The 15,007-nt window shown below is 43.2% G+C and carries 7 protein-coding genes; 5 read left to right on the forward strand and 2 right to left on the reverse strand.

Features of this window, described 5'->3' with window-relative positions; all coding sequences use genetic code 11:
- Positions 1 to 78: 78 nt before the first annotated feature.
- Positions 79 to 585 (reverse strand): hypothetical protein, encoded by a 507-nt coding sequence (locus WA352_RS08690; RefSeq protein WP_005314996.1) that lies wholly within the window; start codon positions 583 to 585, stop codon positions 79 to 81.
- Positions 586 to 768: 183 nt separating this feature from the next.
- Here WA352_RS08690 and WA352_RS08695 point away from each other — a divergent pair, with 183 nt between their 5' ends.
- The 3 genes from WA352_RS08695 to recD all read left to right on the forward strand — a co-directional run bounded on the left by WA352_RS08695 (position 769) and on the right by recD (position 9,975).
- Complete coding sequence (locus WA352_RS08695; RefSeq protein WP_005314999.1) at positions 769 to 4,407, forward strand: exodeoxyribonuclease V subunit gamma; 3,639 nt, start codon at positions 769 to 771, stop codon at positions 4,405 to 4,407.
- Positions 4,408 to 4,410: 3 nt separating this feature from the next.
- Positions 4,411 to 8,124 carry a UvrD-helicase domain-containing protein gene (locus tag WA352_RS08700; RefSeq protein ID WP_005315001.1) on the forward strand — a complete coding sequence of 1,238 codons (3,714 nt, stop codon included), beginning with the start codon at positions 4,411 to 4,413 and terminating at the stop codon, positions 8,122 to 8,124.
- Positions 8,125 to 8,256: 132 nt separating this feature from the next.
- A complete protein-coding gene (recD, locus tag WA352_RS08705; RefSeq protein ID WP_277607266.1) occupies positions 8,257 to 9,975 on the forward strand; it encodes an exodeoxyribonuclease V subunit alpha in 1,719 nt (572 codons plus the stop codon).
- A gap of 704 nt (positions 9,976 to 10,679) precedes the next feature.
- Here recD and WA352_RS08710 read toward each other — a convergent pair.
- Complete coding sequence (locus tag WA352_RS08710) at positions 10,680 to 11,978, reverse strand: serine hydrolase domain-containing protein (RefSeq protein ID WP_005315005.1); 1,299 nt, start codon at positions 11,976 to 11,978, stop codon at positions 10,680 to 10,682.
- 240 nt (positions 11,979 to 12,218) lie between these two features.
- Between WA352_RS08710 and rpsO the strand changes: the two genes are divergently transcribed.
- Positions 12,219 to 12,488 (forward strand): 30S ribosomal protein S15, encoded by a 270-nt coding sequence (rpsO, locus tag WA352_RS08715; RefSeq protein WP_004656162.1) that lies wholly within the window; start codon positions 12,219 to 12,221, stop codon positions 12,486 to 12,488.
- Between the two features lie 255 nt (positions 12,489 to 12,743).
- The gene (pnp, locus tag WA352_RS08720; RefSeq protein ID WP_171066419.1) at positions 12,744 to 14,831 is read left to right on the forward strand and encodes a polyribonucleotide nucleotidyltransferase; all 2,088 of its coding nucleotides are present in this window, start codon (positions 12,744 to 12,746) and stop codon (positions 14,829 to 14,831) included.
- The last annotated feature ends 176 nt before the right edge of the window (positions 14,832 to 15,007 follow it).

The following is a 15,007-nucleotide window of genomic DNA, read 5'->3' on the forward strand; positions in this document are numbered from 1 at the left end:
GGATCTGTTGCATCACTGTAAACATCTTCATTTTACAATGATGCAGAAGACGGGCAGGTCGAATTAACCATTGTAACTTTAAGCTACAATGCTACTGCGACTTTTTTGCTGAATACGCTTGGCAAGGTTATAGCAATCTTGTACATGCGCTTCGGTAATTTTACGCATCATGAAATAGCCTAAACTGGCTGCAACAAGTTGCCCGCCTAAAGGAATAAATTTAGTCACTTGTTTAGTGGCGATTTTGGTGAAAAAACCATTAAATGATTTTTTCATGGCAGTACGTGCCACCACAAAACCTGAAAACTCAAAACCACGTTTACGTAATTCATCCCAGTGAACTTTTTTGGTTTCAGGATCATAAACACTGATATGTTCAGGAGCGAGACCAAAGCGGGCATTAATATAGGGGATTACTTGTGTCAGCATCCCCAAGTCCACCACAACATCAAAAAATGGAATCGGTACAATCGCTGCACCCGCTGACCAATAGGCACGTTTCTTGGCCAGTTCCAGACATTCTTCACGAATCTGTTCCAAGTTTAGGCTTGGATCAATGGAATCAGGAATTTTTTCAATTTTCATAAAGTTATACCTAAAGTCTATCCCTTGATACTACATTCAATCGCATGGCAGGGTGAATTTCAAAACAATTTTTTTATTTCCTTGTGTGTTTAGCGTGACATAGTGATTTGAAGTTGTATAGTGATGAATATGTACGATTTTGTGCAACTAAATGATCGTTTTGTGATGAGGTTATATTAACGCATGGGGATTCATGTTATTCAAAGTCAACGCCTTGACGTATTATTACAAGGTGTGATGGCATCAATTACCCAACCGAGTACGACACCCTTTCAGGTGTTTAAAACCCAGCATTTTATTGTCCCGAGTCCTGCACAAGAACAATGGTTGACGCAAAAAATTGCCGAACAACAAGGCATGACCGCCAACTATCAATTTCACCAACGCATTCGTGGTTTTCAATGGTATGCCTACCAACAAGTTTTGGAAAATAAAGAGCAAGTGCGGAAAGCCAATATTCCGCGTTTGATTTTAAAGTGGCGTATTCATCAAGCCTTACAGCCTTTTATTCAACCCGAACAGAATACTGTTGCGGATGAGCACCCTTTATATTCAATTGTGCAACGGATTTATGCCAGTGCCGATCAACTGCAAAAAGGCACTGAAAAACAAATTAAAAAACAGAGCATGTTGTATTGGGTTGCGGAGCAGGTTTCACAACTGTTTAACAACTACATGATTTATCGCGGTCATTGTCAACGCGGCTGCCAAAGCAATTGTACTTGTGCAGGGAATTGGCTAGCGATTTGGGGACAGAACAAAGCCTTAAATATCGAACAATTGATTGCTCAAACAGATCAACAAACTTCAGCCTTTAGCTTACAACAAACCGAACAATTAGAAGCTTGGCAGCGTTGGTTGTGGCAAAACTACTTTCATGATGATTTTGTTGAAATACAAAGCATTGATGCTGATTTCTGGCAGCTTCTAGACAATCAGCAGACACGATCACGAGCTTTAGCACAATTGCCGAGTCAGGTGGTTGTATTTACGATTTTAGATTTACCACCGAGCCAACTGCAATTTTTACGTCGTTTGGGGCAGTATCTGGATGTGGTGATTCTGCACTATAACCCATCGCAGGAATATTGGGCCGACAGTGTCGATCCACTCTGGAAAAAGCGTTATGACCTTGGCGTGAAAGAGCGCTATATCGCCAAACATCCCCATGCCAGTGATGTAGACATTGCAGCATTCTTCGACAGTTTTAGTCTGGGGTTTAATGCCTTAAATCGAGAGTCTCGGCATCCCTTACTGACACGTTTAGGTAAGCAAGCGCGTGATCATTTTTCCCTGTTATCACAACTGGCAACAGGAGAAGAGGGTAAATGGGTCGATGCCTTTGTAGAACAGTTTCCTGAAACGCTACTCGGTAAAATTCAGTCGGATATTTTCTATTTAGCTGAACCTCAGCCCCAGCAATATGAACTTGCACCTGAGGATGAATCAATTCAGATCCATGTTTGCCATTCCAGTGTACGACAGCTCGAAGTCTTAAAAGAGCAGTTGCTGCATTGGCTGTCTCAAACAGATACGACACCGCGTCGCCCAAGTGATGTGCTGGTTTTGACCCCGAATCTAGCCGAGCTTGAGCCTTTAATTCGCAGTGTCTTTCCTGCAGTTGCAAATGAACATGAAGTCTTTTTACCCGTTAAAATAGCAGGGGTGGCGCAGTTAGATGCCTTAAATGCATGGCGTGCTGTACTTGGACGCTTGCAATTGACACAAGGTCGTTTTACGCAGGATGATTTTGCTGATTGGCTCAATCTTTCCGCGACGCAACAACGTTATGGGCTAGATTATACGCAGGCACAACGGATTTTGAGTTTACTCGATGATGCTGGCTTTAAGCGTGGTTTGGATGCTGAACATTTAAAACAAACGCTCAGTGATGACGATCAAGACTATCGTTATAGTTTTAAATTTGCCCTCGATCGTTTGGCGCTTGGGATTGCCGTGCCTGCCCATGTGATGGTGCAGGAGATGCTCAGTTATGCCTTGGTACAGCCAAGTGATTTTGAACTGATTGGGATTCTGATTCAGATCTATCGCGATTTAGCGCTTCGACGTGATTGGCTGCTGGCACATGAACAAGGCCAACGTTTGCCGGTCGAGTTTTGGCTACAGCGCATCAAACAGGATGTGCAAGAGTTTGAGCAAGCCGATGTGGTTGCTTTAAAAGCAATTCGTGAAATTATTCAGAAACAAGAACGGATGCTGACCTTGGCCAGCTACTACGAAGATGCTGAAACACAGTTGCGCCAAATTTCTTTACCATTGCCTTATATCATCGAAGAAATTCAACGTGCTTTAGAAAGCCAGTCCGCACAAGTTGAACCGACAGGACAAATTACCTTTAGTCAGATTGGACAGATTCGCCCGATTCCTTATCGGCTGATTGTGTTGCTGAACCTGGATACAGGCAAATTTCCAAATCGGGACAGTCATATTCCGTTTGATTTGATGGATGCACTGCGTCAGCAATTGGGTGATCGTTCTCGTTTGGAGGATGATCAGGGGGCATTTTTGGATGCCATCTTATTAGCACAAGAACAGGTTTGGCTGTTTTATAATGGCTTTGATCTCAATGATGGCGAAGTCAGAGAGCCATCCAGTGTGTTGCAGGGGTTCCGTGATCATTTGGCTTTGATTGTAAAACCGACGAGCAGCGAAGATGGCCCTCCTTTAGCCGAAGTGGATCTAGCCGGATTAGATGCTTTGCAAGTCCCGGCACAGCTTTATCCGTTGTATCATTTACATCGTTTACAACCGTTCGATCCACTCGGCTTTGTTTCGGATCGACCTGTGCGCTTCCAAGACCAATGGTTTAAGGTCGCGTCACAAATTCAGCAAGTCAAAGGTGAGCGGCAGGCGTGGGCCAATACCGCCTATCCTGTTGAACAAAATGAAATGATTATTTTGGAGAGTCAGCAATGGATTCAAGATATCAGTTTCCCTGCGCGGCTGTATTTAAAGACCTTAGGTGTGGAAAATTTAATAGCAAAAGAATTGGCCGATCAAGCTGAACCATTATTACTCGATGGTCTCGGTAAATATGCCATTCGGCATTTTTTACAGCAGCAGGATGACCAGCTCTCTCCAAGTCTGTTGCAAGATCAGTTGCCCGTTGGCAAAGTTCAGCACAGTGCTTGGCAGCAAAGTCGCTTAGAGCAGCAACGCTTGTTGGAGCGCTTGCAGCAGTATGCCCCAGCACCAACTGAAACCACACAACGGGTTTGGCGGGTCTCGAAACAATTACAAATCGCCTGTGTGACCCCGAAACAATTGACTCAAGATTGGGTCAGTTTGGAGGCGTCAAGTGCACGTGCCAAGCGCTTTGCCAGAGTCTGGCTGGAATATCTGCTTTGGTTGGTGCTAATCAATAGTGACGCTGCTACAGAGAAGCGTCGAATTGTAGTGTTTAGCGATCAGACCGTGATTTGTGAAGGCCTAAGTTCACAACAGGCACAGCATTATTTAAAGGCATGGTTACAGCTTTGGCACGATGCACAGCAGCAGCCTGTGGTCTTGCCTGCTGCCTTAGTGTTAAAGCCTTTAGAAAAGGGCAAACAATATGAATGGATTGAGCTGGATTCAACTCAGGTGTTAACTGAAGAGAGTCAAAAGCAAGTATTGAAAGACTGGAATGATACGGGTGATTTCTCGGGTTTTGATATGACCCAGAATGAGGCCTGTAAATTGCACCGCGATTGGCAGTTTATTTTGCAAGAGCAAGATGCAACTGCTTTATTACAGTATGCCTGTGATCATTATTCCTTTGCTTTATATCAACCGATTTTTGAATTTTTACGGGTGGAGTAAGACATGAACTCAAAGTATCCCGTGTCTTATCAGCCGATTGGTGATATTCAATTTGAAGGCTTACATCTGATTGAAGCCTCAGCAGGCACAGGTAAAACTTATACACTATCCAGTTTGATGGTGCGGATTTTCTTAGAGAAATATTTGCCCAATCAGGTGATTGCCACTACTTTTACCCGTGCCGCAGCAGCAGAACTTAAAACGCGTATTCGTTTGCGTCTGGTTGAAATACTGACGTATTTAGAGCCTTTCCGTGATGTATTGGAACAAGATATTCAGGCCAAGGCATTGCAAGAGTCTGATCCATTAAAACAGCAGGTCTTACAAAACTTTGCACCACGAATTGCCTATGCCTGTGAACGGCTAAAATTGGTCATCGATCAATTGGATGAATTGTTTGTTGGAACCTTGGATAGTTTTAGTCAAAAGCTATTGCGTGAGTTTGCCTTTGAAAGTGGCAAAATCGAACGCGCTGAAATCACAGAGGATGCCAAAAGCTATACCCGTCAATTGATTCATGATGTGTTGCGGGAATGGATTCAGACCCAACCACAGCAAGTAATCAATGCCTTGTATAGTGTGGGGGGGCTGAAAAGTGTCGATCATTTTGTCGGGATGGTGGAAAGCTCGCTGAATTTTAGTTCGGCACAATTTAAACTGCCTGCCATGCCTGAGATTGAGTTGGCTCAGTTGCAGCAGTGGCAACAGCAAGCACAGCAGATTGACCTGAGCAGCTTGGCTGAATACTTCCAGTTAGAGGGCGCCTATTATGCACATATCAATGGTGCTTCTTTCCGTAACAATGCCTTTCATAAATTGTTTGCAGAATCCTTGCCGCCCTTATTAACTGCACTCAATCGTCCTGAGAATATACAGATCTTTGATGCCTATTTTGCCGATGCACGTGATGCGGTATTTAAGTTTTTAGACAAACTCGAAGCACAAAAAATTTTTAAGAAATGTCCTGCGGAAATTGCCGAGGGCTTCTATCAACATCCATGCGTGTTGCAATTGCAAAAGCTGTTTCAAGCTGTGCAGCAGACTCAGCAAGAATTTGAGCAGTTACAGGTCTATTTAAAAGCCTATTTATGTGTTGAAGTCAAAAAGCGTTTGCCTCAAGTGTTGCAACAAAAAGGGGAGACCACCTTTGCTCAACAAATCAAGACCTTGTCTGAAGCTTTAAAAGGCGAGCAAGGACAACGTTTCGCGGTATTTGTACAGTCACGCTATCCATTGATTCTGGTGGATGAATTTCAGGATACCAACCAAGATCAAGATGATATGTTGGCCAGTATCTGGCGCCATCCGCAACGTTATCAAAAAGGCTGCATGATTATGGTGGGTGACCGTAAGCAGGCGATTTATGGTTTCCGTGGTGGCGATATGCTGACCTTCCTGAATGCTTATCAGGATATTATGGCCAAACAGGGGCGTGAGTATAAGTTGGTGCATAACCACCGTTCGGTGAAAGAGCTGGTGGAAGTGGTGGATCTGCTATTTCAACGCCAGATCGATTTTGGTGAGCAGGTCAGCTATGACCCGATTCAAGCGGGTTCACGTCCGCACCCTGCCTTGGTTGAAAATGCACAATTTAATCCGCAACCTTTACGTTGGGTACAACTACACGAAGGCAATGAACAGGCCACACAGGTGGCGTGGCAGATTCAGCACTTACTCAACCAAGCCTATTTAAAGCAATTGTATTTAGAGGGTGATGTCCCGACTGCGATTGATGAAGATGATATTGCCATTCTTTCGCGTAGCCATCGCCAACTGGATGAAGTGCAATATGTATTGGAACGTATGGGGATTCGGGTCAATCGACCATCGAAACGCAGTGTGTTTGATTCCAGTATTGCACAGGATGTGGGGGCTTTGCTCACGGCGTTGCTTCATCCTTATGATGAAGCCAAGCTCAAACGGGCTTTGCTCAGCCGTTTATTTGGCTTTGATCTGGCTCGACTATTGGCCTTAGAACAAAGTGCAGAAGGCTTGAGTGATTATATTCAGCAGTTTGATGACATACGTGAAATGTGGCTGAATCAGGGCTTTTTATCGGCATGGCAGCGTTGCCTAAATCAGTTTGGTCTTTGGCAGCAACTGGTGGCCACACAAAGTAAAGACAATGAACGTGCCGTGGTGAATCTACGCCACCTCACTGATCTCTTGAGTCAGCACAGTGAACACGTTCAAGGGATGCAAAACCTGTATCACTGGTATTTAAAACAATTAAATTCGCCAAGTGATCGCGATTGGGAGCTTGAACATAAGCTGTCCAGTGAAGCGGGTGTGCAACTGATGACCATTCATCAGTCCAAAGGCTTGGAGTTTAAAATCGTCTTTTTACTGGGGGCGAATAAGGCCTTTGCTGAAGTACAGAAAACACTGAATTTTTCTACCACTGAAATCCAGTTGCCTGAAACGGGGCAAATACGGACGCAACGGGTAGTGGCAGTGGCAGATAAAAACTTTTTACAGCAGACTGAGCTGGATCAACATCAGCAACGTGCTTTGGCGGAACAAAATCGGTTGTGGTATGTGGCACTGACACGTGCCAGTCACCGTGTTTATGCCGTGTTTGAACCGGAAAAAGGCGATAAAAATAAGTTTTCAGGTTTGGCTTTTTGGAAGAGTCAGGGCGATAACTTTCAACATCCCTATAGTGCCGATGCTGAGCTGATCTTAGCGCGACCACAAGCCTTACAGATGCAACAAACTCAACAACAGCGTGTACTGTTGGCCCAAACACTGCCGACACAACGTTTTTATGCACGCGGAAAAACCAGTTTTAGCTATCTGGCACAACATTTAAAGCATAAAGCGACTCGGGCTGATCGCTTGGCCAATATCGATATTGATTTTGAGCAAGCTGAAGATGAGTTGAATCTTGCAGAATTGGAAAATAAAACCACGGCTCAGCCGATTGCCTGGATTAAACAGTATTTCCCGAAAGGGACCTTGGCAGGTAATTTCCTGCATGAGATTTTTGAGCAGATTGAGTTTCAGCAACCCCACATGTGGGTGGAAGAAATTCGCCGTCGTTTTAAAAATACCTATCAAAGTTTATGGTCAGAGCTACTATTACAATATCAACAGCATTTCCCTGAACAAGAAAATAGCGAGCAGCAACTGTATCAATGGATTGCTGATTGGCTTGGTGAGGTATTACATACGCCACTGAATCAGGGCTTTCAGTTAAAGCAATTAGCTGCAGGACAGTACTTGTCGGAATGTCCTTTCTATCTGGCTTTATCGGATCGAGTGCTGGCGATGCAGCGTGTACAGCAGCTTTTTGAGGAATATGGTATCGAAATGCCTGAGTTACTTGAGGCTAAATCTGCCCGTTACTTAAATGGCTCTATTGACTTGGTTTACTTCGATGGCCAGCGTTACCATATCGCCGATTATAAGAGTAATTATCTGGGGGCAGAGCAACTGGATTATCAGGCTACTCAAATTGCAGAAAGTATGTCGCTGTCGAGTTACTGGTTACAAGCGGCGTTATATCTGGTGGCACTACATCGTTATCTGTCGGTGAAATTGCAGGATTATGAGATGCAGCTGCATTTGGGTGGCGCATCTTATCTGTATTTGCGCGGCATGAATGGGCAGGCGAAGCAAGGCTGTTACTACTGGAAGCCTGAGGATGAGTTTATCTTGCGTTTGGATGCAATACTTGGATATTTTTCTGAGGATAAAGCTGGAAAAATGGTGTAGATAAAGTGCGTGATTTTAAATTAAACAAAAGCTTAGCTTGTGAATAACTCTGTTTATAACCTTGTGGACAAGCGTGTGGGTAAGTTTGAGGATAACTCTGTGGACAAACAAGTTGATGATCAGTCAGCACAAATGACATGGTTAAATATGTGGAGTGACTATCTCTCACAAGCACCATTTTCTCAATCTACTCAATCAGTTAACGCTGCACAGGTACTACAACAACTGGTTGAAGCCAGTTTACAAGGCGACAGTTGTATTGAGGCTGATCCAGCACAGATTGAAGCACTGGCTGATTTGGCCATTTCGAGTGAAATTGCAGTGACGCAAGTCGCGCCGTGTGTCTATGATCAGCAGGGCTTGGCATTATACCGATATTGGCATCTAGAGCAACGCCTCGCACAGCAGATTTGTCGATTAAAGCGACAAACGATTCAGGTTGTTGATACCGAACATTATCAAGACTTATTGAGTGACGTGCACCAGCAGGCTGCACTGAAAATGGTGCTGCAACAAGGCCTGAGCATTATTACCGGCGGGCCAGGGACAGGTAAAACCTATACCTTGGCACGTATTATTGCAGCCCTCAACCAGACCATACCTGATATTCGTATTGCCATGGCAGCACCGACAGGTAAAGCCGCGCAACGTATGCAGGAAGCATTACAGAACTCATTGAATGATCCAAAATTATTGGAATCAGGTTTAATTACAGATGAGTTGCGTAATCAAACCACGCAGACCTTGCACCGTTTACTGGGCATGGGCAATCGACAAATGCCACGCTTTCATCCCAAACAGCCTCTGCCATATGATGTGATTGTGGTGGATGAAGCCTCCATGCTGGATTTAAATTTGGCAACCCTGTTATTTGAAGCAGTCCCAGATCAATGCCGAATTATTTTGCTTGGTGATGCCAATCAGTTGGCTTCGGTTGATGTCGGCTCAGTTTTGGCTGATTTACAGCAAGTACAGGCATTGGCTGAAAACCGAGTCCAGCTACAGACCAGCCGTCGTTTCTCTGGTGAAGCCAAGATTGGGCAATTCGCACGATTTATTCAGGCCCAGCAAGATTTCAGCAGCCCTGATTTAGTTTTATCAAAACTAGAGGCGGAAATTGTTCAGGCTGCATCTTTGCAAACGATTTCCTTAAATAAAGATATGCCTGACCTGATCCAGTTGGAATATCTACCCGAGCAGCAGGATGTGGAGATTGAACCTTATCAACATCAGTTAATGGCTGGATTTCAAGCTTATATCGAAGCTTTGAAACATTATATACAGGCAGATGAACCTGCCGAGCACATCCAGAAGGTGATTCAAGCCTTTGATGATTATCGAATCTTAACGGCAGTTCGGCATGGGCCATTGGGAATTGAGCAACTGAATCGTTATGCCGGGCATTGGCTCAATCAGCAACTCAAACAAATTGCTGTTGGAGACTGGTATATCGGGCGTCCTGTAATGATGACCTATAATGACTATCAGCTTGGGATTTCTAATGGTGATATCGGGATCTGTTTTAAACATCGCACCCAGTCACAGCAATTTGAAGTCCTTTTTCTAAGCTTAAATAAATGGATTGCAGCGCATCGACTGCCACGCAGTATGCAAACCGCCTTTGCTTTAACCATTCATAAATCACAAGGTTCGGAATTTACCCATACCGCGATTGTTTTAGATGCGCATGCCGAGAAGCTGTTGAGTCAGGAATTGATCTATACCGCAGTCACCCGTGCTAAAAAAGTGGTGAGTATTTTGGCTGATTCAAAGGCTTTGCAGCAGGCATTGACGATACGGACTGTTCGCCGTAGCGGTTTAGTGCAAAAGATCAATTTGAACAGATTGTGAACTTATTCTTTAGAATTCACTATTTTGTAAGTAAAAGCTTACAAGGATTCGAGATATTGTCGCTAGAGCAAGCGCAAGGTTTTTGAGATTATGTACACACAAAGAGCCTAGCATGGAAAGCTAGGTAAATCGCAAAAATATAATAATAACGTCGTATGACAGCGAACTTACAGTGAAGTAAGTGATAAAAGAGGAAACTTACAGCCGCTAAGCCTTGTAGTTTTGGGAGAGACTACAGGGCTTTTTTATTTTCATGTCAAAATTCACTATAAAATCAACATAATCTATATCGTTCATAAAGTATTCTGAGAATATGTGAAAATTCATGCTTTTCAGAATGTGAGTCTATTTCGCTTCAATTCAATGATCAAATAAAAGGAAGAAATATAAAACTTATTGTCTGACAATTTTTTGTTATTATTAAGTTAAATGTTATACAGACTTGTACGTTTTTTCTTACACAGAGATAAGAGAAATGCTATTTTTCTTCACAATTGAATCTGACAGAATAGTCGGTATAGGAAAAGCGAATAGCAAGAGAAAGAACAATAAAAGAGAAGGGTGTGGAGTCTGCATTCAGAGGGTCTGAATGGTATAGAAAAAAAGAATAAAAAATAACAAAATTAAGAAGAATGATAAGTTCAAGCGCAAAAGCCCAAGTTTAACTTGGGCTTTTTTGTGCGTGTGATTTGGATGAATAGCCCTTAGACCAAGTCTGCTTCGGTACGATCGGTTGCAAATAGTGAACGACGTTGATTTTTTGGAATCTTTGGGCAGTTGGTTGAGATTTGATAAAGTGTTTTTGCTAAGGCTGGTAAGTGGGTACCGACCACAGATTTGCCTGTGGTTAACAGCGATACACTGATATCCCGTTCAGGATCAGCCCAGCATAGAATATTGGAAAAGCCAATATGGCCAAAAGCTTGTCCTGTCATTGGGCCAAACAAGCCGACAGGATTACTGCCGAGCATTGGACCCAGCGCATAGCGCATTGGTGCTAATAAGGTACGATCTAAGCTAACACCAGAGGTTGGCAGGGTGGAGCGGAATACGGTTTGAGCAGTCATAATTTGTTTGCCCTGATATTCTCCGCCACTTAATAGCATTTCAAAAAAACGTCCTGCTTGTTCAGCACTGGTATAGATGTTGCCAGCTGGGCAAATAGTGTCCATGAAACGGGTATCATTGGTGACATCGACTGCAAGCTGTAGACCGCCACCGAGTACATGATTGAGATAATGATCTGTGCCTAAACTTGGATGGATACCTGTGGCATAGTTCAAGGCAACATCGGCACGATATTCAGGTTTTAAACCATAGTTGAAATAATCCAAGTCCATTGGTTTTTCAATGTGTTCAGCCAAAAACTCTCGAACGCTTTGACCTGTTACCCGTTGAACGATTTCACCCAGAATATAACCTGCGGTAACCGCATGGTAGGCAAGATGAGTCCCTGAAGGAGAAACGGGTTTGGCGGCACAGAGCAGTTTTAAAATATCATCTTGATTAAACAGAAGTTCTGGTGTGACTTCAGTGTCGATACGTGGAATACCACCACGATGGGAGAGCAAATGGAAAATGGTCGCCCGACGTTTACCATTTACGCCATATTCCGGAATGTAATAACTAATCGGATCAAGTAAATTTAGCTCACCACGTTCATCCAACATATGAATCAACATCGCCGTGACCATTTTGGAGGCAGAGAACAGGCAAACTGGGGTATCTGGTGTCCCAATCTTGGCATCGGTGGCTAAGCCATCTGGAGAGTTACCTTGCGCATAACCGATGCTACGATTTAAAAGAATTTTCCCCTGACGACGTAAACATAAAGTAATGAGTGGATAATTGCCTGTTTTATATAGACCTTCAACACTGTTCCATATCTTTTGAATTTGTCTCTCAGTCATGCCACCCGATTCAGCCGAGACTTCATCTTTACTGCGAATGACTTGATTTAAGTCATGTGGTACATAACAGGTATTGGTTGATAAAATTTTCACGATTCCCTCGCAATATTTTCGTTTTCTTTCTTCTCTGTCATAAATTGAAAACAGAATCAGGCTAGTGTGCCTATTTTGTATAGCGCTGTCAGCTGCCGAATTGCCAGCGGATATAAAACAATTTTGCAATATAGCGATAGATCACTTAAAATAAGCGCCTTGCTGTAGTGATGCACGGCAGTCGGTTGGTTTCAACTGATCATTATCATTTTATTTTTGTAAGCATCTCGGAGAAATCGAATGGCTTTAACTAACACTGATCGCGCAGAGATCATCGCTAAATTTGCTCGTGCTGAAAACGACACTGGTTCACCTGAAGTACAAGTTGCTTTATTGACTGCTCAAATCAATGATTTGCAAGGTCACTTTAAAGAACACAAACACGACCATCACAGCCGTCGTGGTTTGATCCGTATGGTTAACCAACGTCGTAAATTACTTGACTACTTAAACGGTAAAGATCACGGTCGTTATGTTGCTTTGATCGGCGCATTAGGTTTACGTCGTTAATTCGATTTTACTTTGTTTTCGCTATTTCGCATGTTGCTATGCTTTATTGCTGAAAAGAGAGTTTCATCTAATTTATCTTAGATGACTTTAGAAGGGGCGCTTGTTCGCTCCTTCTTTGTGTTTAAATTTATTTAAAATTTTGATCTAGTGCGATGGCTTCTAAGCTTTGTCATTTATCTACACAGCAGTTGTAGTCTGAATGCCAAACCTTAGGGGTCTCACTAGAATAAAACTAGGAAAATATAATACATGTCAATGTTTAATATCGTTCGTAAAGAATTCCAATTTGGTCAACACCAAGTTGTTTTAGAAACGGGTCGCGTTGCACGTCAAGCAAATACAGTTTTAGTCACTATGGGTGGTGTGACTGTGCTCGTTGCGGTTGTGGCTCAGCCTAAAGCAAAAGCGGGTCAAGACTTTTTCCCGCTAACTGTTAACTATCAAGAAAAACAATATGCTGCTGGCCGTATCCCTGGTGGTTACGGTAAGCGCGAAGGTCGTGCGTCTGAAGCTGAAACTTTAATTTCACGTCTGATTGACCGTCCGATTCGTCCGTTGTTCCCAGAAGGTTATTTCAACGAAATCCAAGTAACAGCAACAGTTGTGTCTTCTGACAAAACTATGGATGCTGATATCGCTGCGATGCTTGGTGCTTCGGCAGCATTGTCGATTGCGGGTACGCCGTTCCGTGGCCCAATTGCTGGCGCACGTGTTGGTTTAATCAATGGTGAATACGTTCTTAACCCGAATTTTGAACAACTTGCTCAATCTGACCTTGACCTTGTAGTTGCGGGTACAGAATCAGCTGTGCTTATGGTTGAATCTGAAGCGAAAGAACTTTCAGAAGATCAAATGCTTGGCGCTGTACTTTTCGGTCATGACGAAATGCAAATTGCGGTTCAAGCGATTAAAGAATTTGCTGCTGCTGCGGGCGCAGTTGAATCTACTTGGGTTGCTCCAAGCAAAAACGAAGCACTTCTTGAGCAATTAAAAGCTGCTTTCGAAGCGAAAATTTCTGAAGCATATACCATTGCAGTAAAGCAAGATCGTTATGCAGCACTTGATGCACTTTATGCAGAAGCAGTTGCACAGTTTGTTCCTGAAAATGACGAAACTGGTATTGCTGATGAAGTGAACGAATTATTTGAAGATCTGAAATACCGTACTGTACGTGACAACATCTTATCTGGTAAGCCGCGTATCGATGGTCGTGATACCAAGACTGTTCGTGGTATCGACGTTCAGGTTGGTGTATTAGGTCGTGCGCACGGTTCTGCATTATTCACCCGTGGTGAAACTCAAGCATTGGTTACAACGACTTTGGGTAATACACGTGATGCCTTGATGGTTGATACGTTGTCTGGTACCAAAACTGACAACTTTATGTTGCACTACAATTTCCCTGCATACTCTGTCGGTGAAACGGGTCGTGAATCAGGTCCTAAGCGTCGTGAAATCGGTCATGGTCGTTTAGCACGTCGTGGTGTTCAAGCAGTTCTTCCTGCAGCTGATCGCTTCCCGTACGTGATCCGTATCGTATCTGATATTACTGAATCTAACGGTTCATCTTCTATGGCTTCTGTATGTGGTGCTTCATTGTCACTTATGGATGCTGGTGTACCATTGAAAGCACCAGTTGCGGGTATCGCAATGGGCTTAGTAAAAGAAGGTGAGCGCTTTGCCGTTCTTTCTGACATCTTGGGTGATGAAGATCACTTAGGTGATATGGACTTTAAAGTCGCAGGTTCTGCCAACGGTATTACTGCACTTCAAATGGACATCAAGATCGAAGGGATTACTGAAGAGATTATGGAAGTTGCATTAAACCAAGCATTTGCTGGTCGTATGCACATCCTGAATGAAATGAACAAAGTCATTTCACGTGCACGTTCAGAAATCAATGCACATGCGCCAACGTTTGAAGTGATCAACATCAACCCTGACAAGATCCGTGACGTGATTGGTAAAGGTGGTGCAACCATCCGTGCGATTACTGAAGAGACTAAAGCGGCGATTGATATCGAAGATAACGGTACTGTACGCGTGTTTGGTGAAACTAAAGCGGCTGCGAAAGCTGCGATTGCGAAAATCCAAGCGCTTACTGCAGAAGTTGAGCCAGGTACAATCTACGCAGGTAAAGTCATTCGTATCGTTGAATTTGGTGCATTCGTCAATATCATGCCAGGTACTGATGGTTTGCTTCACATTTCACAAATCTCAAATGAGCGTATTGCGAATGTGACTGACGTATTAAAAGAAGGTCAGGACGTTAAAGTACAAGTTGCTGATGTCGATAACCGTGGTCGTATCAAGTTGACAATGAAAGACATTGAACAAGCTTAATGCTAGCAAGCATTTTGCTTAAAAAAAGCGCATTGTTTTAACAATGCGCTTTTTTATTAAGTAAATGATTGTTAAAGACATAAAAATTAAAAACTATAAACATAAAATTTCTTGATATTAGACATTAGTCTAATGCTTTAATTGTGTGCCCCACAATTAACGTAGAATTCCCCAAA

It is taken from the genome of Acinetobacter sp. 102 (assembly GCF_037028485.1).
Taxonomy (GTDB): domain Bacteria; phylum Pseudomonadota; class Gammaproteobacteria; order Pseudomonadales; family Moraxellaceae; genus Acinetobacter; species Acinetobacter higginsii.